The 23,893-nt window shown below is 43.9% G+C and carries 21 protein-coding genes; 8 read left to right on the top strand and 13 right to left on the bottom strand.

Annotated features, from left to right (window positions below; translation table 11 throughout):
- Positions 1 to 22: 22 nt before the first annotated feature.
- A complete protein-coding gene (locus OH455_RS12465) occupies positions 23 to 634 on the bottom strand; it encodes an outer membrane beta-barrel protein (RefSeq protein WP_269981624.1) in 612 nt (203 codons plus the stop codon).
- Positions 635 to 903: 269 nt separating this feature from the next.
- On the opposite strand from OH455_RS12465, the gene OH455_RS23420 reads away from it, so the two are divergent.
- Both OH455_RS23420 and OH455_RS12460 read left to right on the top strand, forming a co-directional pair.
- Positions 904 to 1,755: a winged helix-turn-helix domain-containing protein gene (locus OH455_RS23420; RefSeq protein WP_443088602.1), complete on the top strand. Its 852-nt coding sequence runs from the start codon at positions 904 to 906 to the stop codon at positions 1,753 to 1,755.
- Positions 1,740 to 2,225, top strand: a complete 486-nt coding sequence (locus tag OH455_RS12460; protein WP_269981623.1) for a hypothetical protein — start codon at positions 1,740 to 1,742, stop codon at positions 2,223 to 2,225. The genes OH455_RS23420 and OH455_RS12460 overlap by 16 nt, the downstream gene beginning before the upstream one ends.
- Positions 2,226 to 2,238: 13 nt before the next feature.
- Here the strand turns inward: OH455_RS12460 and OH455_RS12455 are convergent, their stop codons facing one another.
- Complete coding sequence (locus OH455_RS12455; protein ID WP_045976484.1) at positions 2,239 to 3,138, bottom strand: LysR family transcriptional regulator; 900 nt, start codon at positions 3,136 to 3,138, stop codon at positions 2,239 to 2,241.
- Positions 3,139 to 3,305: 167 nt separating this feature from the next.
- Between OH455_RS12455 and OH455_RS12450 the strand changes: the two genes are divergently transcribed.
- The 4 genes from OH455_RS12450 (at position 3,306) to OH455_RS12435 (ending at position 8,180) form a co-directional block, all read left to right on the top strand.
- Positions 3,306 to 4,997, top strand: coding sequence for an L-lactate permease (locus tag OH455_RS12450; protein WP_269981622.1), 1,692 nt, complete (start codon positions 3,306 to 3,308; stop codon positions 4,995 to 4,997).
- Positions 4,998 to 5,137: 140 nt separating this feature from the next.
- Complete coding sequence (gene lldD, locus OH455_RS12445; RefSeq protein WP_269981621.1) at positions 5,138 to 6,277, top strand: FMN-dependent L-lactate dehydrogenase LldD; 1,140 nt, start codon at positions 5,138 to 5,140, stop codon at positions 6,275 to 6,277.
- Between the two features lie 221 nt (positions 6,278 to 6,498).
- Complete coding sequence (locus OH455_RS12440) at positions 6,499 to 7,287, top strand: PhzF family phenazine biosynthesis protein (RefSeq protein ID WP_206369179.1); 789 nt, start codon at positions 6,499 to 6,501, stop codon at positions 7,285 to 7,287.
- A gap of 275 nt (positions 7,288 to 7,562) precedes the next feature.
- The gene (locus OH455_RS12435) at positions 7,563 to 8,180 is read left to right on the top strand and encodes an esterase/lipase family protein (protein WP_206369180.1); all 618 of its coding nucleotides are present in this window, start codon (positions 7,563 to 7,565) and stop codon (positions 8,178 to 8,180) included.
- Positions 8,181 to 8,276: 96 nt separating this feature from the next.
- On the opposite strand, the gene choV is transcribed toward OH455_RS12435, so the two are convergent.
- Genes choV through betI form a run of 6 tightly spaced genes read right to left on the bottom strand, consistent with a single transcriptional unit; the run spans position 8,277 to position 15,122 of the window.
- A complete protein-coding gene (gene choV, locus OH455_RS12430) occupies positions 8,277 to 9,464 on the bottom strand; it encodes a choline ABC transporter ATP-binding protein (protein ID WP_269981620.1) in 1,188 nt (395 codons plus the stop codon).
- 2 nt (positions 9,465 to 9,466) lie between these two features.
- Positions 9,467 to 10,309, bottom strand: coding sequence for a choline ABC transporter permease subunit (gene choW, locus OH455_RS12425; RefSeq protein ID WP_045976478.1), 843 nt, complete (start codon positions 10,307 to 10,309; stop codon positions 9,467 to 9,469).
- A 48-nt stretch (positions 10,310 to 10,357) separates the two neighbouring features.
- Positions 10,358 to 11,296: a choline ABC transporter substrate-binding protein gene (locus OH455_RS12420; protein WP_045976477.1), complete on the bottom strand. Its 939-nt coding sequence runs from the start codon at positions 11,294 to 11,296 to the stop codon at positions 10,358 to 10,360.
- A 28-nt stretch (positions 11,297 to 11,324) separates the two neighbouring features.
- Positions 11,325 to 13,025, bottom strand: a complete 1,701-nt coding sequence (gene betA, locus OH455_RS12415) for a choline dehydrogenase (protein ID WP_269981619.1) — start codon at positions 13,023 to 13,025, stop codon at positions 11,325 to 11,327.
- 19 nt (positions 13,026 to 13,044) lie between these two features.
- Positions 13,045 to 14,505 carry a betaine-aldehyde dehydrogenase gene (betB, locus tag OH455_RS12410; protein WP_269981618.1) on the bottom strand — a complete coding sequence of 487 codons (1,461 nt, stop codon included), beginning with the start codon at positions 14,503 to 14,505 and terminating at the stop codon, positions 13,045 to 13,047.
- A 20-nt stretch (positions 14,506 to 14,525) separates the two neighbouring features.
- A complete protein-coding gene (betI, locus tag OH455_RS12405) occupies positions 14,526 to 15,122 on the bottom strand; it encodes a transcriptional regulator BetI (protein ID WP_269981617.1) in 597 nt (198 codons plus the stop codon).
- 467 nt (positions 15,123 to 15,589) lie between these two features.
- Here betI and OH455_RS12400 point away from each other — a divergent pair, with 467 nt between their 5' ends.
- Entirely contained in the window at positions 15,590 to 16,294 is a 705-nt protein-coding gene (locus OH455_RS12400; RefSeq protein ID WP_269981616.1) for a substrate-binding periplasmic protein, read from the top strand.
- A gap of 15 nt (positions 16,295 to 16,309) precedes the next feature.
- Here the strand turns inward: OH455_RS12400 and OH455_RS12395 are convergent, their stop codons facing one another.
- The 4 genes from OH455_RS12395 to OH455_RS12380 all read right to left on the bottom strand — a co-directional run bounded on the left by OH455_RS12395 (position 16,310) and on the right by OH455_RS12380 (position 22,145).
- On the bottom strand, positions 16,310 to 17,506 hold the full coding sequence (locus OH455_RS12395) for a hypothetical protein (RefSeq protein ID WP_269981615.1): 1,197 nt from the start codon (positions 17,504 to 17,506) through the stop codon (positions 16,310 to 16,312).
- 226 nt (positions 17,507 to 17,732) lie between these two features.
- Positions 17,733 to 18,260 carry a hypothetical protein gene (locus OH455_RS12390; RefSeq protein ID WP_269981614.1) on the bottom strand — a complete coding sequence of 176 codons (528 nt, stop codon included), beginning with the start codon at positions 18,258 to 18,260 and terminating at the stop codon, positions 17,733 to 17,735.
- Between the two features lie 101 nt (positions 18,261 to 18,361).
- Positions 18,362 to 18,826, bottom strand: a complete 465-nt coding sequence (locus OH455_RS12385; RefSeq protein WP_269981613.1) for a DUF1842 domain-containing protein — start codon at positions 18,824 to 18,826, stop codon at positions 18,362 to 18,364.
- 454 nt (positions 18,827 to 19,280) lie between these two features.
- Positions 19,281 to 22,145: an XRE family transcriptional regulator gene (locus tag OH455_RS12380; protein ID WP_269981612.1), complete on the bottom strand. Its 2,865-nt coding sequence runs from the start codon at positions 22,143 to 22,145 to the stop codon at positions 19,281 to 19,283.
- A 330-nt stretch (positions 22,146 to 22,475) separates the two neighbouring features.
- Here OH455_RS12380 and OH455_RS12375 point away from each other — a divergent pair, with 330 nt between their 5' ends.
- A complete protein-coding gene (locus OH455_RS12375; RefSeq protein ID WP_269981611.1) occupies positions 22,476 to 23,063 on the top strand; it encodes a hypothetical protein in 588 nt (195 codons plus the stop codon).
- A gap of 94 nt (positions 23,064 to 23,157) precedes the next feature.
- Here the strand turns inward: OH455_RS12375 and OH455_RS12370 are convergent, their stop codons facing one another.
- The gene (locus OH455_RS12370) at positions 23,158 to 23,889 is read right to left on the bottom strand and encodes an aspartate/glutamate racemase family protein (protein ID WP_269981610.1); all 732 of its coding nucleotides are present in this window, start codon (positions 23,887 to 23,889) and stop codon (positions 23,158 to 23,160) included.
- Positions 23,890 to 23,893: the final 4 nt, after the last annotated feature.

The following is a 23,893-nucleotide window of genomic DNA, read 5'->3' as shown; positions in this document are numbered from 1 at the left end:
TCGGCTTTTTTATTTTGAATGTCTAAAAGTTGTAACTCGCGGATGCATAAAAGCTACCGATAGCTTGGTTATACTCCTTACCGTAAAAATCTAGCACAAAGCTATCAACCTCATAAGCAGCTCGAATCGAGAGACCTGATAACTGAGGAACAAAATATTCGACACCAGCTCCAATTCGAATCGTCGCACCCGCTTCTGAACCACTTTCATCCAAATCAATGCTACCCAAACCCGCAGTAACAAATGGTCTCAAACCGTTATCAAATGTATAACCGACATTTGTGTTGAGCGTGAATGAAGATAAATCCAGTTCATGATTAAACGCAGAAAGTGAACTATTGACCTTAATAGGGGCATAGTCAGTGTATTGTGCTTCTAAGCCGATGATTCGATTAAACATGTAACCAGCAATCAGTTTGTAGGTCTGACCATCAGCGTCGTAACTTGTGGTCGTCGAGGAATAACCTGATACGACAGACAGGCTTTTCTGCATATCTTCTGTATAACCATCATCGGAGTAGTTTGTCGAACCTACACCTGCTCCAAAATAAAACCCTTTAAAACCCTGGGCAAAAGCACCTTGAGCAGAAGTGAGAGAGGAGAAGACGATTGTCGCTAAAATTAGTTTTTTCATGGTTTTCTTTTCATGTGTTGACAAGAGGCTCCTACTGTAAGCGAGCAAAAAACATAAAAATAAATAGCGACCAAAGATTTTCCTAATACCTGCTCACACCATCAATATGATTTAATTCACATATTTTTTATGTAATTGTTTTTGTTGCAAATATTTTTGTGTGATTAATTTTACAAATACAAACATTGATTTTATATGCTCAATTTATAAACTGATCCGCTTTTGGTAAGAATCGCTCACCGCGCAGAGTTACAGCTTAAGTGGTAAAAATGAACATAGTTACAATATCCAATTTACAGTTGGACACTTCGTCACGGACGCTCAGTAATCAAAATGGTCAATCTATTGAACTACGTCCTTTAACATTCAGCGTTTTTAACCTGCTAATTAAAAACAATGGAACACCGGTCAAACGAGAGAAGATTTACGAAGAGTGTTGGTCTGGTCGTATCGTCACCGATCAAGCGCTTACAAACGTAATCTCGGATTTAAGAAGGGTATTGATTTCACTTAAAGCGACAAACATAGAAGTCAAAACAGTAAGCAAGGTAGGCTATTATTTGTGCCTACCAGAATCCAACGCACCGACTGTTTACGAGCCTCTCACTTATCCGCTAGAGACAGAGGTGTTTGAAATGCCTAGTGTTAACAAAAGCACTTCACCTCAGAGGAACCTATTTGAGATTTTTAGGTCCGCAAATCACTTCAAGGTGATTCTATTGGTCATTATTTCTACTGTGCTTTTTCTAACTAGCTTTAGTACATTCCATTTCTCTCAAAAGCCGAACTTTATCAATAAAAACAACTACTCTAAATTCGAGATTAGTCACCTAAGCCTCTACTTTAGTGATGTCAGCGGAGAGAATTTTGATATCAGCAAAGTGATAAAGAATTTAGATACTCGCAACTTTGAGAACATTAAACAGTGTAATATCAGTGTTTACATAAGAGTTTATCGCTCGTTATATGATGAAAGTCGACTTGCTTCAAAAATGTTTGTGTTTACAAAAGATCCAAAACAAAGCCAAACCTATCACCACTTGAATGCAACTGCGGACTCTATCGCCGAGGTTTTAAACAGTATAACGATTAGTAGGAAAAACCAATGCAACTTGTTGTAATATCAATAGTCTTGATTGCTTCACTCGCAATCTCGGTACTGTTCAAGACACAACAAGCTGATAGCGCTCTAAATAGTACACGTTGGATTTGTTCAGAACGAAAAAGCCATTTTTTGCGCGGTTCGTTTAGTCAATACTCCAAGATTGATGAGACACATACTTTACTATTTACCTCCAGTGATATGATGACCCAATATCACTCAGGTCAAATATATATCCATGGAGAAAAACCTCGCTCTTTCGAGGTCAATTATACCACTCACTACACCCTATCTGGTAATAGGCTCAGGATGTTGTATGACAAAATCATGTGGGCTAATAAACCAAGCGGCGCAGACGTATTTGTGAACAGCATAAACAGGTTAGAGGGGATGTCCGTAGACATTAATTACTATATTGAGGGTAGTTTTCTTTACCTTTTCAATGACACACAAAGTGAAGACAGCAACTTTGTCTGCCATGCCGCTTAAGCTGCTCAAGTGGTTAGAAATAATGTGAAATAGCCAAGTAGCGCGCCCGAATGTGCTCAATTAGCAGCTTAACTTTATTGGGCGGTTGACGAGTAAACGGATAGACTGCGTAAATTCCCAACCGCTTGCCGACCAATTCTGGAAACAGATCCACCAATTGACCGTTGCGAATGTCGTGATAAACCAAACATCGTGGTACGTATGCAATCCCATGCCCGCCCATTGCTGCTTTTCTTAGTGCCGTCGCATTATCCGTCGAGAAGGAGCCGGACACCTTGACCGTATAGTTCCCTGCCTCAGATTTAAATTCCCACTCGGAGGCGCCTGTTGTTTGATAGGCGTATTGCAGGCAGTTGTGGGTAACAAGATCTTCGGGCTGGATCGGTTTTCCATTCCGCGCAATGTAAGAAGGTGATGCACAAACCACCCATTGAGAATCAAGAATATGACGAGCAATAAGACTCGAATCTTCAAGGTAGCCCGTACGGATCACAAGATCATACCCGCCTTCTACAAGATCAACGAAGCGATTATCGAGAGACATATCGACCGTTAAGCCTGGATGTAAGTTGCAAAATTCTGCCACTGCATCAGCCAAAATCAGGTCGCCAGAAATTGAGGGCACCGACATTTTGATGTGACCGCTGATATTTTCACCAAATCCCGATACTGCATCCATCGCTTCCTGAGCGGCTTGCTTCACATTTTTCGCGCCGTGGGTCAGCGCCTTACCAGCCTCCGTTAACGTCAATTTACGCGTAGTGCGATATAATAATTGAACGCCAATTGCTTCTTCTAATCGAGCTATTCTTTTGCTAACTACCGAATTTGTAAGGTTATTTATCTCTGCAACCTTACTAAAACTCCCCAGTTCTACCACCTGAGAAAATAAAATTATATCGTCCGCACGCATATCATTATGTCATTTTTGGAATTAATTATTTTCATTATTTCCCTATATCAATAAAAAATAAAGGGGTAAATTCACTTCGAATTAACACAAATATCACAATTATAAAATCTAAGAGATTCTAGAGAATCCTGATTTGTAAAAGTAAAAGCCTGTACGAGGATGTACCAATGAGTGAAACCTTACTGGCCTTAGTGGCCTTTTCGCCGATAGTGGTTGCGGCTATATTATTAGTCGGTCTCAACTGGCCAGCGAAACGCGCGATGCCTGTTGCTTTCGGATTGACAGTAGTAATTGCCCTGTTCTGTTGGGATATGTCTACTGCCCGAGTTCTTGCCTCCATTTTTCAGGGACTGGGCATCACTGTCTCTGTACTGTGGATTGTCTTCGGTGCCATTTTCCTGCTCAACACACTAAAACACACTGGTGCGATATCAACCATCCGCAATGGATTTACCAATATCTCGCCAGACCGTCGAGTTCAGGCGATCATCATCGCTTGGTGTTTTGGCTCATTCATTGAGGGCGCCTCTGGTTTTGGTACCCCAGCTGCCATTGCGGCTCCGCTTCTTGTCGCTATTGGTTTTCCAGCCCTTGCCGCGGTTCTAATGGGAATGATGATTCAATCTACGCCAGTGTCTTTCGGTGCAGTGGGAACCCCAATTATTGTCGGTGTGAACAAAGGCCTAGACACACACAATATTACTGAAGCGCTTATGACTAACGGCTCAAACTGGGACGCCTATCTTCAGCAAATTACCTCAAGCGTGGCACTTATCCATGCCTGTGTTGGCACCCTAATCCCGGTACTGATGGCGATGATGTTAACCCGCTTCTTTGGTAAGAATAGAAGCTGGACAGAGGGCCTAGATATCATTCCATTTGCTCTTTTTGCAGGAGTAGCCTTCACCATTCCTTACGCGTTAACCGGCGTGTTCTTGGGTGCGGAATTCCCATCACTCATCGGTGGTCTGGTTGGTTTAACCATTGTGGTCTCTGCAGCCAAACGGGGGTTCCTAGTGCCCAATACCACTTGGGACTTTGAAGACGAGAAAAAATGGCCAGCAGAATGGTTAGGCTCTCTGAAGATTGATCTCACAGACCCTAAAGACAAGCCAATGAGCATGGTTATGGCATGGCTACCGTATGTGCTTCTGGCTGTCGTTCTAGTTGCTAGTCGTGTCAGTGCTGAGTTTAAGGCCATACTGCGCGGCGTGAGTTTATCGTTTGGTAACATTCTTGGCGAGGCTGGTATCAGTACCGCTATCCAACCTTTATACCTACCGGGTGGACTCTTAGTGATTGTCGCTTTGCTAGCAGTACTTCTTCAAGCACGCAGTACTGCCCCATTGACGAAAGCGTTTGGTGAATCGAGCAAAACATTGATTGGTGCAGGATTCGTACTTGTGTTTACTATCCCTATGGTGCGTATCTTTATCAACTCTGGAATTAACGGTGCTGATTTAGCCAGCATGCCTGTGACTACCGCAAACTTCGCTGCAGGTTTGGTTGGTGAAGCATTCCCTGCGCTCAGCGCAACAGTGGGGGCTTTGGGTGCATTCATCGCCGGCTCAAATACCGTCTCTAACATGATGTTTAGCCAGTTCCAATTTGAAGTAGCCCAAACGTTATCTATTTCAAGTGCCGTCGTTGTCGCTCTGCAGGCCGTCGGTGCAGCATCAGGCAATATGATAGCTATTCATAACGTCGTTGCCGCTTCCGCAACCGTTGGCCTTCTAGGTCGTGAAGGTGCAACACTGCGTAAAACCATTATCCCAACATTCTACTATCTTGTAATGACGGGACTTATTGGTTTAGTGGCCATTTACGGTATCCAAGTTACCGATGCCCTAATGCAATAAGCTTTTTAGGTTAATACCCATACTTTGTGAGACCAGCCACTCGTGTCGAATCACTGAGGGTATTAACGCCTTGTTAATCTATTACAGATGTCGCTCTTGCCTTATTTAGGCCCCCAATATGTAAATGTAGGACTGAATTTATGATCATCTCGGCTTCAACAGACTACCGTAAAGCGGCTAAATCGAAACTTCCGCCGTTCTTGTTCCACTATATTGATGGTGGTTCCTATGGCGAGCACACATTGAGACGCAATACCGAAGATCTCGCGGATATCGCGTTAAAACAACGTGTGCTCAAAAATATGTCTGACTTGGATCTAGAAACCGAAATCTTTGGTGAAAAATTCGCTCTGCCAATTGCGCTCTCTCCAGTCGGACTGACTGGCATGTATGCGAGACGTGGTGAAGTACAGGCCGCTATGGCCGCAGAAAACAAGGGCATCCCATTTACGATGTCGACCGTGTCTGTCTGCCCTATTGAAGAAGTCACCCCAAAGCTGGCACGACCAATGTGGTTTCAGCTCTACGTGTTAAAAGACCGTGGATTTATGAAAAACGTGCTTGAGCGCGCGAAAGCAGCCGGAGTCACAACCCTTGTCTTTACGGTTGATATGCCAGTGCCGGGAGCGCGCTATCGTGACATGCATTCTGGTATGAGCGGACCAAATGCTGCAATGCGCAGAGTCTTTCAAGCGATGCGTCATCCTTCTTGGGCATTCGATGTCGGCCTGTTTGGGAAACCACACGATCTAGGCAACATTTCAACCTACCGCGGTGAGCCAACCAAGCTCGAAGACTATATTGGCTGGTTAGGTGAAAACTTTGATCCTTCCATCTCGTGGCAAGACCTAGAGTGGATCCGTGACTTCTGGGATGGCCCCATGGTCATCAAAGGAATTCTGGATGAGCAGGATGCAAAAGATGCCGTTAAATTTGGCGCTGATGGCATTGTGGTTTCCAACCACGGCGGTCGCCAGTTAGATGGCGTGATGTCGTCGGCTAAAGCATTGCCGAGCATAGCTGATGCAGTAAAAGGTGATCTGAAGATCTTTGTTGATTCTGGTATTCGCACTGGCCTGGATGTAGTCAGAATGCTCGCCTTGGGTGCAGATTGCGCCATGCTAGGCCGTTCTTACATTTATGCACTTGCCGCACAGGGACAGGCAGGTGTAGAAAACCTTCTCGACCTCTACGAAAAGGAAATGCGCGTTGCCATGACTCTGACTGGTGCACAAAACATTAACCAACTCAATCAAGATTCTTTGGTACGGTTTGCGTAAAACCACTCGTCGTGGCCCGATGGAAATCATTCGGGCCACAACGCCTTTCTCTAATTCCAGCCTATAATTTCAAGTTTCCTCTACTAATTCATTTAACGAAATGCAACAAAAGCATTATTCTGTGTGAATCTATTCTCAATGAGAAACAGTACACCGTTACAATGCATTGTCTTTATGAATACCATTAAAAAAACAAATTCAAACAACGTATGGAGATAGATATGGAACTGGATATGTTCACCTGTGACGCATTTACAACACAGCGTTTCAAAGGTAACTCCGCAGCAGTTGTTCCTTTGACCGACTGGCTCAGCGACGAAACAATGCAAAATATCGCAACAGAAAACAACCTTTCTGAAACCGCGTTTATTAAACCGACTGGTGCAAACCAATACGAAATTCGCTGGTTCTCACCTAAAGCCGAAGTTGATTTCTGCGGTCACGCTACACTTGCTTCATCCTTTGTCCTTTATCAATTTTTTGAGACTAGTGGCACTATCGAGTTTGAGACTCGACAAGTGGGTAAGCTCAAAGTGGAAAAAGACCTTTCAGGTAGAATATTGATGACATTTCCCATCAAGGAACCAGTAGAATGTGACATTCCTCCTGCATTGTATGAATCGGTCTCTATCTGCCCAAACAAAGTCCTTAAAAGCCAGCAGGCCTACTTTGCTATCTATGAGAACGAACACGATATCAGGGAACTCAAGGTGCGTAGAGAGCATCTGGAATCCCTCGCTCCATTTGATCTGGTGGTCACCGCGCAAGGAACAGAGTACGATTTTGTATCTCGTTATTTCTGGCCAGATGTCGGTGATTGCGAGGATCCAGTGACGGGATCAATTCATGCTGGGCTAGCCCCTTATTGGTCCAAGCAACTCGGCAAAACCCACCTAAAAGCTTACCAAGCATCAAAACGTGGAGGCATCTTGTATTGTCACATCGAAGAGAGCGAGGTCATCGTTTCTGGCGACGCCGTGTTATACTCGCGCAGTAAAATCTATATTTAAATCCGTGAGTAAGGCAGGCTAGATAGCCTGCTTTTTTAAGTCACTCGCTCAAAAACAACTCTACAAGTCACCGCACCTGTCTATTGCCTTGTTACTCGCCAGCGACTCGCTTTGCTATTATCGTAGGCTCGGAGCTGATTCACTTCTTTATCATCATATCAATCAACCAGACGGGTCAATTACTGTCAGCAAATTATCAAATATGCTTTTACTCACTGGTTAAGCCAGTACAGAATTGGCAAAATAAGGTTAAGATTTTTTCATTGAGGTACCCTATGAAAATAGTCATTATTCATGGCCTGTACATGCATGGATTGGCGATGCAGCCATTGAGTCAAAAGTTGCGTTCATACGGATATGAGACTCAGACCATCAGCTACAACAGTGTATCGATCGATGAGAATAAGGTTTTGACTAAGATAGACCAAGCACTTTCACCCCATCAGCAGAACGTTCTTGTGGGTCATAGCCTTGGCGGCTTGATTATAAAGCATTACTTAGCCTCCAGAGAGCCAGATACTCACAAAGTATCGCATGTCGTCGCAGTAGGCTCTCCTTTAAGAGGCGCTTCTATCGTTAGCCGTATTCAGGACCTTGGTATGGGCGCGATGCTAGGCAATGCTGCTGAGTTTGGTTTAAAAGAACATGAGGACGTTTGGCGCTTCCCTCAGAAACTCGGCAGTATTGCAGGTACACTGGCGTTGGGCGCTAGAGCACTGCTAATGATGGGTAACAATACACTGTCTGATGGTACGGTCACCGTCGATGAAACGAAAATTGAAGGGATGAGTGACCATATAGAAATGAAAAGCGCGCATACCAGTATGATTTACACTTCGTTTGTACCTAAACAGATTGATCATTTTGTTCGCACTGATCATTTCTATCGTTGACGCTGAGGTGGTATTCAAGCGGTAAGCGCCCCAAGACACGGCGCTCAATGCCTACACATCATGCGCCGTTCGACTTTTTTAGTATTTAGTGCCAAGCTAAGCCGCTTTTGAATTATTGAGCTTTCCTAGCAAGCCCGCATAAAAATCGCTGTCGTCCAACACGCCAATCAACTCATCATTTTCAACCAATAGTATCGGTTGACCACTGCGTTGTTTTAACTTGATCGCTTCTCGCATACCGATATCTGGGCTAGCAATCACAACCGATTCTTGACTGATGTCGCATAGCTCAGTGGCCTCATCACGCCAATCCACCAGTTTGAGATCGGCTTTATTATCCAGATGCAACTGATTATTACGTTCTTCAACCCACACTTTTTTCGTCGGACAGATTTGCCATCTCGCGTCTTCCTGTACTAACTCACTCGCAGGTTGCATCAGAGAGCGGCCTTTTAATACATTGAGCGGATTGGTGTGAGACACAAAGTCTTTAACATAGTCATTTTCTGGAGATAGCACAATTTGCTCTGGCTTACCGTGCTGAATCAGTTTTCCCGATTCCATAATGGCAATGTTGTTGCCAATTTTAAGTGCCTCGTCGAGATCATGGCTAACAAACAGAATCGTCTTATTGAGCTTTTTCTGTAACTGGATTAGCTCGTCTTGCAATTGTGCACGAATCAATGGATCAAGAGCTGAAAACGGCTCGTCCATTAATAGAATGTCGGTATCCATGGCGAAAGCTCTTGCTAAACCTACACGTTGCTGCATACCACCAGATAACTCATGCGGATATTTGTGCTCCCAGTCTGCAAGCTCGACCATTTCCAACTGCTCACGTGCTTTCGCTCGTCGTTCAGCTTTCGGCATACCTTGCATTTCCAGGCCAAACGCAACGTTGTCGAGTACGGTCAGCCAAGGCATTAAGGCAAACTTCTGGAATACCATAGAAACTCTATGAGTGCGCAGGTGCCTTAACGTTTCTTCATTGCAAGAAGAGAGCTCGACCTGATTATCGCCATCCTTGATTTGCAACGAGCCGCGGCTGATTGAGTTTAAGCCATTCACCGCCCTAAGTAGGCTTGATTTACCAGAACCAGATAAGCCCATTAACACGCAGATCTCGCCCTCTTTGACACTCATAGTGACATTATCAACGCCCACGACTTGCCCTGTTTGATCGATAATTTCCTGACGTGCTTTGCCTTCATCTAGCAGAGCTAAGGCCTTGTGCGGCTGATCACCAAATACAACATCAAGGTTCTGAATCTTAATCGCATCCATGATTACACTTCCTTCTGATTTGGAGATTTACACAAACGATCTAAGATGATCGCAACCAGCACAATCGCCAGCCCCGCTTCAAAGCCCTGAGAAATATTCACAGTATTCAAAGCGCGAACCACTGGTTTACCCAGACCATCAGCCCCAACAAGAGCCGCAATCACCACCATAGAAAGCGACAACATAATACATTGGGTAATACCCGCCATAATGCTTGGTAGCGCCGCAGGTAGTTCTACCTTGAATAACAGTTTCATTTTGCTGGCACCAAATGCCTGCCCCGCTTCAATCAGTTCTTCCGGCACTTTGGTAATACCCAGATAAGTCAGGCGGATAGGGGCAGCGATCGCAAAGATGATGGTTGAAATTAGTCCAGGAACGATGCCCAAACCAAACAAAACCAAAGTAGGTATCAGGTAGACAAAAGTAGGAACGGTTTGCATCAAGTCCAAAATTGGCCTCAATAAGGTATACAACCACGGACGATGTGCTGCCATCACGCCAACTGGAACGCCAATTAATACGGAAATCGTTGTCGCAGCAAACACTAAGACAAAGGTTTCCAGCATTTCTTGCCAGTAGCCAAGGTTAAGGATCGTTAGAAGTGCACCGATGATAAACAGCACTAAAGGAATGCTGCGATGTAGATACCAAGCAATAGCCGCGGTAAGAAGAATAGGCAACGCCGGTGGCATCCATTTAAAAAGATCGACAACAAAAAGAATGATGGTTTCAAGAAAATAAGAAACAGAGTCGAAAAAGCCCGCTGCATTCATTGTCAGCCAGTCGACGCCGGTTTCCATCCATTCACCCACTGGGATTTTGTTGTTGGTAATAAAATTCACAATAAAACCTTACGTTGTTAGGTGGACGAAAACGCCCACCTAGTCACTTTATGCATTTGATTTGACGTAGTTGTTTACAGCTTCAGCTGCATCACTACCAGAAAGAGTCTTCACACCCTTAAGCCAAGATTTCACTTGCTCTGGGTTTGCTTGCAGCCACTTGAGTGCCGCCTTTGATGGTTTGACGTTTTGGTTAAGGATCGCTTCCATCAACTCATTCTCCATCTCTAGGCTAAATTCTAGATTCTGAAGTAGCTGACCTACGTTTTGACATTCATTTAGATAGTTAGAACGTACATTGGTGTAGACATTCGCACCACCGTAGTTCGGGCCGAAGAAGTCATCACCACCATCAAGGTATTCCATATCGACATTGCTGTTCATTGGGTGTGGTGCCCAACCGAGATAAACAATCCACTGGTTGCGACGAGCCGCTCGTGATACCTGCGAAACCATACCCGCCTCACTAGATTCAACGAGGCTGAAATCTTTAAGCCCAAACGCATCACTATCAATCATTGACTGAATCAGGCGATTGCCATCATTGCCAGGCTCAATGCCGTAAATACGATCTTTAAATTTGTCGGCATTTTTTGCTATGTCAGCAAAGCTTTTGACGCCTGCGTCATAAACATATTTAGGTACGGCTAACGTGTATTTTGCCCCTTCAAGGTTTGCTCGAACTGTTTCTACTGTGCCCGCTTGACGGTATTTAGCGATATCTCCCTCCATGGTTGGCATCCAGTTGCCAAGGAAGATATCGATATCACCGTTTGCCATAGATGAATAAGTGACGGGAACAGACAATAAATCAGTTTTCGTTTTGTAGCCCAGACCTTTAAGTAGCTCGCTAGTGACTGCTGTTGTAGCGGTAATATCAGTCCAGCCGACGTCCGCAAATCGAACGGTTTCACATTGGTTGGCATAGGTTGCTGTGGCCATCGTACTTAGAGCGATAGTCGACAGCGTTTTTGTCATCATAGACATAATAGTTTCCTTGTAATATTTACTGACTTTACGAGATAGACGACACGTCTCTTTTCGGTGTCTTGATTCTCTGTTTTTCTTCCCAGTCCGGAGCAATCCATACTGGTAACTCTTTCCCTTCAATCAGAGGCTTGCCTAATATCAAATCGGCAGCACGTTCCGCAACCATAATAGTCGGCGCGTTGAGGTTGCCATTTGGAATCGTTGGGAAGATAGAAGAATCCACAACTCGCAATCCTTCGATGCCACGGACTCGGCATTGCTCATCTAACACAGACATCGGGTCATCTTCTGCCCCCATTTTGCAACTGCATGATGGGTGGTAGGCACTCTCTACGTTTTGTTTCACCCACTCATCAATCGCCTCATCAGTCACTATGGTTTCACCCGGTTGTATTTCGTTACCGCGATAGACATCCATGGCAGGTTGAGAAAGGATTTCACGAGTCAGACGAATACAGTCACGCCAGTCCTGACGGTCTTGCTCCGTTGAAATGTAGTTAAACTCGATTTTTGGTTTGTCACTTGGATTAGCAGAGGTAATAGCGACACGCCCGCGGCTCTGTGGTTTGTTCGGCCCAACATGCACCTGAAAGCCATGACCATCAAACGCCGCCTGACCATCGTAGCGCATCGCGGCAGGTAGGAAGTGATACTGAATATTTGGCCACTTCAGTCCTTTGCGAGAACGGATAAATGCGCATGACTCAAAATGGTTCGTCGCGCCTAAGCCTTTACGGGTCAGGATCCATTCAGCACCGATCATCCCTTTGCTCACAAGACCCAGTTTACTGTTGAGTGTAATCGGTTTTTCACAGTGGTACTGGAAGTATACTTCAAGGTGATCTTGAAGGTTTTCACCTACCCCCGGCAAATCATGCATGACTTCAACGCCGGCGTTTTTGAGTACTGATTCAGGTCCAATACCTGACAATTGCAGCAGTTGAACCGAGCCGATTGAGCCTGCACTCGATACAACATCTTTATTGGCATAACTCTTGACGACTTTTCCAGAACGTTCGAACTCTACGCCAATCGCTTTTTTGCCATCCAGTAACACCTTATGGGCAACAACACCTTTAATTAGTGTCAGGTTAGAACGTTTCAGTGCGCGCCTTAAGTAGGCGTTAGAGGTCGAAGCACGGACGCCTTTATCCACCGTCATGTGCATGGGGCCAAAACCTTCCTGCTGATAACCGTTGTAATCCTTAGTTTCCGGATAACCCGCTTCTTTACCCGCTTCAATAAAGGCTTGGTACAGTGGATTAAGCTTCATGTCGTTACCATTACAGGTTCCGACCGGACCATTTCCTCCACGATACTCATCTTCGCCACCATTCCACGATTCAGCACGTCGGAAATAAGGTAAACAAGACTGGTAGTTCCAACCTTTTGCTCCTTGTTCTTCCCACTCGTCAAAATCACAGGCATGGCCACGGACATAAACCATTCCGTTGATCGAAGAGCTACCACCCAGCACTTTACCTCGAGGGCAATGTAGCTTGCGCCCATCCAAACCCTGTTCCGCGGTGGTCTCAAATTGCCACGCATACTTTTCTGTATTCATCGGGTAAGACAGTGCAGTCGGCATTTGGATGAAAATGCTTTTGTCCGTACCTCCAGCTTCGAGCAGAAGCACTTGATGCTCGCCACTTTCAGACAAGCGGTCAGCCAGTACACAACCCGCCGACCCTGCACCAACGATAATATAATCGTAGCGTTGCTCCATTTCCTATCTCCGTTGCTGATTAGGCGTAAGGGCTGGCGTAATCGCCAAGTTCAATTAGGACACTCTTTGTCTGAGTGTAATGGCGAAGCGTTTCTGGTCCGTTTTCACGGCCAATACCAGAATGCTTATAGCCACCTACTGGCATTTCAGCTGGAGAGTCACCCCAAGTGTTAACCCAGCAAATGCCCGCTTGCAATTGGTGAATCACTCGGTGCGCGCGAGACAGGTCCTGCGTAAATACTCCGGCAGCTAGGCCATAAGAAGTATCGTTAGCTCGCTCAATCACATCCGATTCCTGTGAGAATTTCAGAACAGACATGACGGGGCCGAAAATTTCATTTTGAACGTGTGGCATGTCATCGGTACAATCAGTGAATACCGTCGGAACAACAAAGTTGCCATTCTCTAACCCATTTTCTTTGACTTGATAACCGCCCGTCAGCAGCGTCGCACCGCTTTGTTTCGCTTCTTCAATCGCACCTAAAACCTTACCCAGATGTTCTTTGGAGATCAGAGCACCGATTTGAGTGTCCATATCCATTGGATTACCCACAATGAGCTTTTCAGTTCTTTGTTTTAATTGACTAACGAACGCGTCGTAAATTGATTCATGAACGTAAACACGTGTGCCATGAGTGCATACTTCACCTTGAGTATAGAAGTTGGCAACCATCGCAGCAGAAACTGCATTGTCTAGCTTGGCATCGTCAAAAATCACCATTGGAGATTTGCCACCGAGCTCCATCGTGACTTGTTTCAGTGTTTTGGCGCTATCCGCCATCACAAGTTTGCCAGTGCCCGACTCGCCCGTGAATGAGACTTTTGCAATCTCTGGGTGTGCCGTTAGCATTTGTCCGACACGATGGTCTCCCTGAACGACGTTAAACACACCATCTGGCAGACCAGCTTCAGAGAAAATTTCTGCTAGTTTTAAAGCGGTCAGAGGTGTTTCTTCCGACGGTTTGAAGATCATGGCGTTACCTACCGCCAAAGCTGGCGCAGATTTCCACATTGCAATCTGGATTGGGTAATTCCAGGCACCGATGCCAGCACAAATACCGAGTGGCTCGCGGCGTGTATAGAAAAACTGATTCTCACTCAGCGGTTGCTGCTCACCCTGCATTCCAGGCACCAAACCTGCAAAGTATTCGATAACATCGGCACCGGTAACAATATCCACTTCAATCGCTTCCTGAAGCGGCTTACCTGTATCAGCCACTTCCAAAGCAGCTAGTTCATCATTGCGCTCACGCAAGATTGCAACCGCTTTAAGCAAAATACGGCTGCGCTCCATTGGAGTCATGGCCGACCAAATTTTAAAGCCTTGCTTGGCGGATTCGATCGCGCGCTCCAAGTCTTTAGGGCTTGCCTGGCCAATAGTTGCCAGCGGCTCGCCATTGGCAGGGTTGTAAGTTATAAAGCTTTCACCTGATGATGCGTTACATGCGCAGCCATCGATGTATAGTGATTTCATATCCATTTGATAGTTCTGACTTTTCGTTATTTTTGAGAATAGAAAGTAAGTTGCTTGTCCAGATAGTCGTTGATGATCAATCTAGCTTTGTTGGCATCTATGCCATCAGGATTCATTGTCCCGCGGAGCCAGATACCGTCGATCATAGCCGCGATACCATGAGCAATGATTTCCGCCTGCTCTTTTTCAAACAGCGCTTTTAGCTCGATGCTCAAGTGGGAAAGAAGTCGCTTTTCATTAACACGTTGGAGGCGTTTGAGCTCAGGTTCGTGAACAGAATAGGACCAGAAAGCTAGCCATGTTTTGGCCACTTTGTTTTCCGCTTGATAGCCGACAAAGTTCCCATCAATGATGGCGTTAATACGCTGTTGATGGGCATGTTTTGGTAGCTGACTTAAACGCTCAGTCACGGTAGTGGAAAGCTGGCGAAGTACCTCTCTCATGGTTTCATGAAGCAAACCCTGCTTGCCACCAAAGTAGTGATTAACAATACCCGTCGATACGCCTGCTTCTTTGCTAATCAGCGAAATACTCGCAGCATGCAAGCCGACTTTATCAATCACTGCCATGGTGGCTTGAACCAGTTGAGGCTTCCTGATGTTTGGCATCCCTACCTTAGGCATTACCGCATTTCCTTTTTTAATTGAACGTTCAATTAAATATAAAATGCCTGAAAATTAGTTAGTACTCAAACTATTTTTCACAAAACCGATACATTAAACCTAAATTTTAGAGAATTTTGATTAATGACTCGATCAATCAATTTAGTCAAAACCAATCAATCCACAAAGCAGAAAACACATCCAACCCGCTAAGGAAATAGAAATTAAACCATTACTTATCAAGTAGATAACGCAAACCTGAATACTTAAACACTTGAGTACAAGGCTTTATATGAATGCACAAACGTCACTCACCTAAGGCTACGACTTTTGCTAATCTTCAATTTATTATTTAGAGCACTAAAGATAAGAATTCTTTCGTTCTGTAAAAGTCAAACTGGCGAAATAGGCATCAACTTGAAACTAGTCAATCAAGGCTTTATTGACTATTTTAAGAACAGTTTACTCGTTACATGGGGCTGAAAGGTATGAGGTTGTTTTTACTGGCTTGTGTTCCATTTCTAGCCCAGGGTTCCTTAATCACCATAAAAGGGACACAAGACGTATGGCCACCTTACTTTCAAGAAGCGCCAGACACAGGAAAAGCGCAGCTGATTCTGATTGATATTTTTGAACAATCAGACTTACTACTCGACATTAAGCTACAGCCTTGGAATCGAGCGTTGAAGAGCGTGCGAACAATGGAAAAAGATGTCATTTTAGGCGCATGGAAGACTGGAAAGAGGGAGCGCTTTCTTTATTTCAGCCAACCTTATTACTGGAATGAAATAGTGGTGCTGAGTCGACACAAAAGCCCACTACAATATAGTGATCGTGAAAGTTTAACTGGCTTCACCATTGGCGTTCAGAGAGGTTACCGATACAGTGACGATTTTGAACAGCTTACCAATTTTAAAAAGTATGAGATCAGCAGTGCAGAAGAAGGTATTGAAAAGCTGATCAAGCAACGCGTTGACGCCATATTAATCGACAAGAACGTGCTGACCTACACATTAGAAAAGGCTCAGCTAAACCGCGACCTTTTCCATATCAGCACGATTCATTTCAGCTGTATTCCTTTACACCTTGCGACAAGCAAAGAAAATAGCGCGGCCAAAAAGCACATAGATAAAATCAACGCCACGCTGTCAGAAAGACAGGTAACAAGCCCCTGCATAAAAGTAAGTCGTTGACTCAGTGTAAACGGCTTAATCTGATACTAAACTTCGTTGAATGTGAGATGGCAGTCGCCCTGAATTGTAGCGCCAATGAATCGCCCCCAGCACAGAGACGTCATAATAGCGAGTGACCCAATTTTTGCCCTTTACGCTTTGTAGGAATGAGGTTGGTAACACTTCAACATAGGACCCAGGGTTATAGTTTACAATCCCGGCTTTCTGAGCAATGGCCATAGACTCATGAAAACTATGCATACCGCCACCAATTAGATACCCAACAATCGCCAGCATGTATTGTTTACAAAGTTCAGCATTCCAAGTGTGCAAACCGCCAAATGCACATGCTGCTTGAAGCAGTGTGCCAGTTGTTCCCGAGATTCCCGCGCCAAACAAGAGGTTACGGACATCAACATCATCATAGAAGCTATCTGCTGTTGCATGCTCTTCTCGGTTTGGGTCTCGCTCAAACATATCAACACCACGGTTGCGCTTCTGGTCAACGGCTCCAACGATATCCTGGCTTGAGGCCGGCACAATGCCCCCTACCGTGCTTGCAGGTGCAGCATCACCCATTTTTTTGCGGCGGCCACGATAGCGGCTGTCATCAAACCAAGCTTCTCGAACTTTGTTGGCCAATACTGCATATTTGCCTTCTTCTGGCCCTTTGAGTTTTGGCAAAATCTTTCGCCCAACCGCATCGTGAATGGCGAGTTTCTGCTCCAGCGTTCCACTATCTAGCGCTAGAATCAGTTTTTCCCAAATGACAGAAGCGGCAATATCTTTGGCTTTTTCCTCACTGATACGACCAAAACCCATTCTTCCACCAGTGAAAAAATAGTGTCCAATCTGCGCTTTGACCATTTCAGTGACACCTTGAGAATCGTTACGTTTGTGGGTTTGGAGATATTGCTTAACACCGGTTGAAACCTTATTCACCGCTTCTTCTGTATACTCTGTAACGTTCAGTGCCATTACACCAAGCACAGATTGCGCCTCCGCACGGCGTGTCTGACTGATGTTCGTATCATAAGGCTTCAGTCGATATTTTCCCCTGCCCATGTTGAAGCCCGCATGCTCGCCTGTTTTGGCATAAACAACTTTAGAGTCTAACGTCAGACCCCATGGCACATACGACTCGTGGCGGCTACGTGGAAGCCTACCGTTCTGAGTGTTTTTTGTTGTGTACCCACCTTGGCTACTAAAATCTCTAACTAAAAATTCAGACATGTCTTTATTACTCCATTCGGCATATCAATCTACCAACATACGAGTAGACCTTTTTAAATGCCAAATGATTTCAGTCTTACAATAATAATGAGATAATGGTTCAATAATTAGGTCAATGACGCTTTGCCTTCTGAAATCAAAAAATGACAAAAGAATAATGATTGATGGGTTTCATCTATAGTACGCTGAATCAGTCGCTGAGCCTGATAAAGTTGAGCTGTTACTACTAGGCAAAGGTGTCAAGCTCTATATCGCCTTTCGATGTTAAAACTCGTCTAAGTTCACGCTGTACCACTGCATCTTTTGCCAAAAACTGTAGTCTTACGCCATTAACAAAAGACGCTTGCTTCATCTCGACGTATTCCATCAATGCGTCTGCTAATTCAAGATAGAGCTGAGCCTTAACATAGATTTTTAAAGTTCCCTCATTCACCTCTCCACATATATCTTTGGCATAAATGTCAGCAATATTGTAGAAGGTGAGCGCTTCATCAAGAATTTCTCCCGATGTTTTGTTATGCACAACCTTTTCAAAAACGGTACTTACCGCCGAGCCAATATAAGGAATTTTACCAAGAAGAATGGTGGCGACTTCTTTAGCGGCTTTTTGAGCATTTTCTTTGCGCATACGCTCTGAGACCTGAAGTTTTGCCACCTCATAATTTTTTCTAATAAATGTTTCTACAATATTACGACCTGCTAAACGACTCTTTTCTGCCGAGAGTATTTGGTTTAACGCAGTTTTAGATAACATAACTTTCTCCCTAGCTGCTGAAATAAGCTCTAACATCAAACACAGATAGTCGACACTATCGAATATCTGTGTTTGGAACGCAGCGTCATTACTGGTCGCGTTTACGCAGGCGTAAAGTCGCCTTTTTCCACCTTAAGCTGCTCAATGCTTGGTACATGCTCCGGCACTTGCAGAGTAACGCGTTGATTTTCGACCTCAATCCATTCGCCCGAGCTGTTTTTGTATTGATACGATGCTATACCTGATTTCCAGTCATCATTGAGTAGAATATTCAGTGTTACGTTGTGAAGATCGATTCCCACAGGAGGAATGCCTGGATAAGGCTGGTAGCCCTGCAACGTCACCATGATATGGCAATCACGCATTTCACATTGATAATTGAAACTGCCATTGAGATCAGTCAGCACATTTAACGGTGGATTAACTGCCTGAAAAATATGTCCCTTACCCAAAATTGATTTGTCTTCGCTGGCTACGAGTAGCTTAATGTCAAAACTCACTCCTCCAGATAAACCGTTACCAATATGATAATGCGCAGCCAAAATTTCTTGTGATTCCATTTTCATTTTTTTCTCCAACTGATGTGTTGTCGTTAGTGACTCATTCAATGTAGATACACTGTCATTCACATTCAGTATCACTTTGGGCTCATTTCCATCTTCCCACATTAACCTCAACAGGCACGCTGATGTTGGCCGTTTATTTTTATCAACAAGCTATTTGTCCGATCACACCTGTTTTAGTAAAGCGCAGAGACCAACTGATACCAAACTGATATGGCACAGTTGTGCACTTAAGTTGATAAATAACCAAACATTCGACAACAAAGATTAATGGAATAGAAAATGATTCAAGAAACTCAAGATAACCACGCCCTCGCTATACACCCTAACCCCGAAAGACAACGCCTTGCGGTACTCGGTGCCTGCTCAATTGCGAATAATAGACTCGCTTAGAGCAAAAATAAGCGCGATTGACAAAGCGTACTAACCAAAATAGCGCAAGGCTTCAACGTTGACTCTACTGATTAAGGAACAATCGAGCACCTTGCTCATGTGCGATTTCATGGGACCTTTTGATCAAATCAATATCATCATCAACTAAACGACCCAAAAGCGCATACATTGGAGATAAATAACAGGCTTCATTCTTTTCGAGAGCGACTGCGATCCCATCTTGCAAAATGTCCTGTGCTTCTTCTGAACGGCCGACTTCACAATAGAGTTCAGCTTTCATCAATGAATAAAGTGAGTGCGCTATTTGGTCGCCGCTCGATGCTAACCAATGCTGATAACCTTCCTCAAAAAGCGTGAGCGACGTTTGTTGGTCCAATGGTGCGGTGAAAAATAGCGCCCACCCCTTGAATAGAGAGGCTATGCCTGTATAAAAAGGGAAGTCGTTGACGGCAGCAATGGCCAACAATTGTTCAGAAAGCGTGATGACCTGCTGGAATTCCTTCAGATGATAAGCAGACCAGATCTCTCCTTGTAACACGATAGCATAGCTGAACGGCTCATTCTCAAGGCTGATGTTGGATTGGAAACGCTCGAAAAATCGGATATCTTCATCACAACAACACAATGTGGCGGATAAACGGCCAAAGCACCCCGCCAACGCGATCGGATTAATGCCAATAGAAGTATAAAAATCCTTATTTACATTTTTTTGGTAACAATCAAATGACGCTTTTGCATGACAAATAGCAGCCTGATGCTTGGCAAGCCAAAACTGCGAATTAGTCAAACAGCTATATGCAAGGGATTTACAGCGAGTATCATTTGATTGCTCAGCAAGAAAAAGCATTTCATTTGCTGTCTCCTCAGACAACTTAAAGTCCATCGCCATCAATTGCCTAACCCATAATCCGCTGAGTGAAATACAGTGCCGAAAGGTACAACTCAGCTTTTTTGCCAATTCTATACATCGTTGATAAGCCACTACCGTACTATGACTTACCCACCCTTTTGTCGTTCGAGCGACTGTTGCCTGTGCCAAGTAAATATCAAACAATAATTCCAGCCACTGTTCTGGGTTTGGTAAGCGTTGGTAGTTTTCCAGCGCCGTATTAAGGTCATGCTTGGCACTGTTATAATCCCCTGATTCTATGCATCGTCTTCCGAACGAGAGCGACAATTGAGCAGCTTGTTGCCACTCCTCAGCCTTCGTATAGTAGCCGATGAGCTGTCGTTGTGTCTCTTGACAGGGAGAGGAATCACCAGACGCCAGATAATCGGCAATGGTTAAATTAATCGCCCGCTTCTCTCTATGGCCTGCTCTTCGTTTAATAACGTCATTCCAAAAAGGATGATTCAAATGAATCCCCTTTTCTGAAGACAGACTGATAAGCTTCTTTTCGAGCAGTGCTTCTATCACACCTGGGGTCGGATTCGACACCGCATAGATGTCCGCAGATGTCACGTTACCGTCCCAAAAAGATATCAATGACATCACGCGTTGCCATTCACTGGGAAGTTCATCAACTTTGCTTTCAAGGTCTAGAGTAACCTCATTGGGTATTTTGTTTTGGCTATACGATGTCAAAAGCTGATAAAAATGAGCAGGGTTCCCTTGGGCCCTTTCTAAAACTGAATTCATGACCTCCGTTGTGACGTTAAATCCCTCAAGAGATAGCTTTTCCATTTCTTGTTGCAGAAGCGGAGCCAAGGTCATGTTGATCATAGGCACTCTGACTGAACTGAACGCTTCAACATGATGATTTGCTGTACGGGTCGGTAAAAAAGCGGCACCGATCAGTAGCGTCTCATTGTCAGACATCGCTATGAATCTGAGCAAGGTAGCAAGCGTGTGCTCATCGATTAAATGAAAATTGTCCATCAGCAAACAAACCGGATCATTATCGCTTTGACGTCGCTGCTCTGGTTCTTTTCGTATGCTGGAATCGTGCTCATTGCTTTCTTGCATACTCATATCGATAGCCGTGCCTGAGCGCAATTCTTGTAATGCAGTTAACAGCGATTCACTCGGTGATGAAGCAAGCTGAAAATCGACCCTGACCGTTTTCCACCTGCGCTGGTCAGCCATATCTGAGAGAACGTTCAGCAGGTGACTTTTTCCTATTCCCTGAACGCCTTGAAGCGTTAAAAGGCAATGTTCGTTGATGCGCTCTACCTTATCGATGGCATAATGAAACAACTCAATTTCATGAGTTCTACCTTGTGTTTTGCCAAAACAAGCATCACTTCTTTTTAACAGCGCCTTGTAACCTGCGACAACAGCTTGGTCAGCATAACAAAAACACTGAAGGCTGGCTTCGATTAACTCATCTGAAACCAGAACTGTCGCGCTTTCAAGCTGCAAAGCGAGTTCTGACATTTCGTGAATGTACGCTTCGTTAAAGTACCAAATGTTGTCAGTCTGTAGAGATAAACCTTGAGTTGAAATGATCGCTCGAAAATAGGGCGTTACACGGTGAGAAAGGTTGAGTAGGATTTGTTGAATCGTCAAATACAACTTCTTGCCGTCATAAATACAGGGCACAGCGGCAACTAAAGTGTTACCAAAACGTTCAGTAATCAACGGGGACAACAAGGAAATATGGTCTAGTATTTCGTTTATGATTATTTTTGAATCAGCACGCACCCACAACGCCAAAGCCATTTTTTCAACACAAGGCTCCTTTTCTATCTCAGAATCGGCCAGTGTAGTACTCAATAATTCTTCAATAGGGACAGAGAAGAAAGTGGCCAATCGCCCAACGGTTCTTTTACTCAATTTGTTACCAAGTTCAGCACGTTTTATCGTGGCAATGGAAACACTACATCCTTTTTTTTGACTGCATGCATGCTCAAGCCCTTCCTGAGATAACGCATGCTTTTCTCTTAATGCTTTCAGCCTCTTGCCATTAATCAAGACAGTGTCTGCCATTTTCGCTCCCTAGCATCATCTCCGTATGATAAATCATACTAGCTAACAAAGTGATATTTTCAAGGTGAACAATTTTGTAACCGAATGATTTACATTGCTAAATGGAAAAATTGATACTAGGTGATACTTTGTCATCAACACATGATGCTGGTTTGATACAGAAACATTCTTACGTATGTTTTATCTTAATTATGTCGTCCGAATAGTGAAATAGATGTTCAATATATATATCTGACAGGACTTGCCTATCCTGTGGAATATAGATTACGGATATAAAATCACTCAAAGTTTATTTTAAATAACAAAGTCAACTAGGTAATATGGAGAAACATGATGGAAAATATGCGACTGGTAGATCAGGTAAAAGTGAAAGTAGAATGCAAACCAAAGTATAATACACAGGCAGAGGAAATTAACGGTTTTCTAAAACTTCAGCCAAATAAAGCAGGAGAAGTCGCTCAAAGAAAAATCTTTGTCGCGACAAACAAAGAGGAAGACGCCACTGTTTTTTGCCGCTATACAACATTACAACCTAAAGACACTGGCTATTACTATGTGGTGAAGGGTTCTGAAGATGATGATGGCACTGTATTATACATGGATGAAGAAAGCACATCTGGTATAGTATACGCAAATAGAAGTTCACTAAATGGCGAGTTTACGGCGCAAAAAACGATTCACTCATGGAAAATTACCGAATCTACGAAACACAAAACATCTCGATTAAGCGCATTTCTAACCGGACACAGCCCAGACCTATTTAACGAAGCTCTTGCTGTTGCCCGAAAAGATCAGCTGGCTATTAGTAAACAGAATGGTGGCAAAGAAATCTTCTGTAATTCCAAAAAAAGCCGTGATGGACTTGTTGTAGAGATTATAACAATTAATGTAAATAATAAAGAATTAGAGAATGCTTAGATAATTCAATACATATTAATTAACCTCACTATCTTAACGTTAAAAGCAGCCTTATATTGGCTGCTTTTTTAAAATGATATTTTTACTTTTTAAATTAGCATAAAGTATCATTTTCTTGATATGGATAACTCAAACCACTTTGATACAAGTTATTTTCCACCAACATAATTAAATATCCTATCGCACAACAGTTTGGATCCATTACCGGTACATTTTGTTTATATTTAGCCATCAGTAACTCATGTAACGGCGCTGAAAAATGTGTAAATCCGGTACAACCAAACATAATGCTGTCGGCACCATCTTGGTCAATGGCCTGACAAGCCAGCTCGAATAACTCCTCAAGAATTTTTGCTTCCGCCTCTAAAGAGGGTTCTTTCAATTCATTGACGTTTTTGTTTAATGGCAATATAGAAGCAAGATTCTCGGTAACACCAAAAGCTCGCACGTGTTCGTTCTGAAGGTCAACCACATCGCGCACCGTTAGAATAGAAACCTTCTGACTCAGCAACATGGCAGTAAAAAAGCTCGGCCTGAACCCGCCGATAACCGGGATCTTGACCGCTTGTCTTGCTGCTTCCACCCCACACATGTCCATGTCCGTCACAAATACACCATGATATCCATCTTTTTCTGCCTGAATCACTTTCTCTAGGACATAAGGTGCATTAATAGTCAGATCAATTCTAGATTGAATAAATGGAGTTCCTTGATCAATATGCTCTAAATCAATGGTGACTTTATCACTTCTAAAGCGATTCACACTGTTTGAGATTTGTTGCGTAAACTCAGTTGTGTTTACCGGAATAATTATCTTAAGTTTCATCCTC

Origin of the sequence: Vibrio sp. T11.5 (assembly GCF_027587155.1) — a bacterium.
GTDB lineage: Bacteria > Pseudomonadota > Gammaproteobacteria > Enterobacterales > Vibrionaceae > Vibrio > Vibrio neptunius.
The sequence above is the reverse complement of the archived record's forward strand: the minus strand, read 5'-3'. Positions and strand labels throughout refer to the sequence as shown.

What these genes read in the sequence shown, in the direction of transcription:
- OH455_RS12465 (WP_269981624.1), bottom strand. Translation starts at nt 634, where the DNA reads ATGAAAAAACTAATTTTAGCGACAATCGTCTTCTCCTCTCTCACTTCT.
- OH455_RS23420 (WP_443088602.1), top strand. Translation starts at nt 904, where the DNA reads ATGAACATAGTTACAATATCCAATTTACAGTTGGACACTTCGTCACGG.
- OH455_RS12460 (WP_269981623.1), top strand. Translation starts at nt 1,740, where the DNA reads ATGCAACTTGTTGTAATATCAATAGTCTTGATTGCTTCACTCGCAATC.
- OH455_RS12455 (WP_045976484.1), bottom strand. Translation starts at nt 3,138, where the DNA reads ATGCGTGCGGACGATATAATTTTATTTTCTCAGGTGGTAGAACTGGGG.
- OH455_RS12450 (WP_269981622.1), top strand. Translation starts at nt 3,306, where the DNA reads ATGAGTGAAACCTTACTGGCCTTAGTGGCCTTTTCGCCGATAGTGGTT.
- lldD (WP_269981621.1), top strand. Translation starts at nt 5,138, where the DNA reads ATGATCATCTCGGCTTCAACAGACTACCGTAAAGCGGCTAAATCGAAA.
- OH455_RS12440 (WP_206369179.1), top strand. Translation starts at nt 6,499, where the DNA reads ATGGAACTGGATATGTTCACCTGTGACGCATTTACAACACAGCGTTTC.
- OH455_RS12435 (WP_206369180.1), top strand. Translation starts at nt 7,563, where the DNA reads ATGAAAATAGTCATTATTCATGGCCTGTACATGCATGGATTGGCGATG.
- choV (WP_269981620.1), bottom strand. Translation starts at nt 9,464, where the DNA reads ATGGATGCGATTAAGATTCAGAACCTTGATGTTGTATTTGGTGATCAG.
- OH455_RS12420 (WP_045976477.1), bottom strand. Translation starts at nt 11,296, where the DNA reads ATGTCTATGATGACAAAAACGCTGTCGACTATCGCTCTAAGTACGATG.
- betA (WP_269981619.1), bottom strand. Translation starts at nt 13,025, where the DNA reads ATGGAGCAACGCTACGATTATATTATCGTTGGTGCAGGGTCGGCGGGT.
- betB (WP_269981618.1), bottom strand. Translation starts at nt 14,505, where the DNA reads ATGGATATGAAATCACTATACATCGATGGCTGCGCATGTAACGCATCA.
- betI (WP_269981617.1), bottom strand. Translation starts at nt 15,122, where the DNA reads ATGCCTAAGGTAGGGATGCCAAACATCAGGAAGCCTCAACTGGTTCAA.
- OH455_RS12400 (WP_269981616.1), top strand. Translation starts at nt 15,590, where the DNA reads ATGAGGTTGTTTTTACTGGCTTGTGTTCCATTTCTAGCCCAGGGTTCC.
- OH455_RS12395 (WP_269981615.1), bottom strand. Translation starts at nt 17,506, where the DNA reads ATGTCTGAATTTTTAGTTAGAGATTTTAGTAGCCAAGGTGGGTACACA.
- OH455_RS12390 (WP_269981614.1), bottom strand. Translation starts at nt 18,260, where the DNA reads ATGTTATCTAAAACTGCGTTAAACCAAATACTCTCGGCAGAAAAGAGT.
- OH455_RS12385 (WP_269981613.1), bottom strand. Translation starts at nt 18,826, where the DNA reads ATGAAAATGGAATCACAAGAAATTTTGGCTGCGCATTATCATATTGGT.
- OH455_RS12380 (WP_269981612.1), bottom strand. Translation starts at nt 22,145, where the DNA reads ATGGCAGACACTGTCTTGATTAATGGCAAGAGGCTGAAAGCATTAAGA.
- OH455_RS12375 (WP_269981611.1), top strand. Translation starts at nt 22,476, where the DNA reads ATGATGGAAAATATGCGACTGGTAGATCAGGTAAAAGTGAAAGTAGAA.
- OH455_RS12370 (WP_269981610.1), bottom strand. Translation starts at nt 23,889, where the DNA reads ATGAAACTTAAGATAATTATTCCGGTAAACACAACTGAGTTTACGCAA.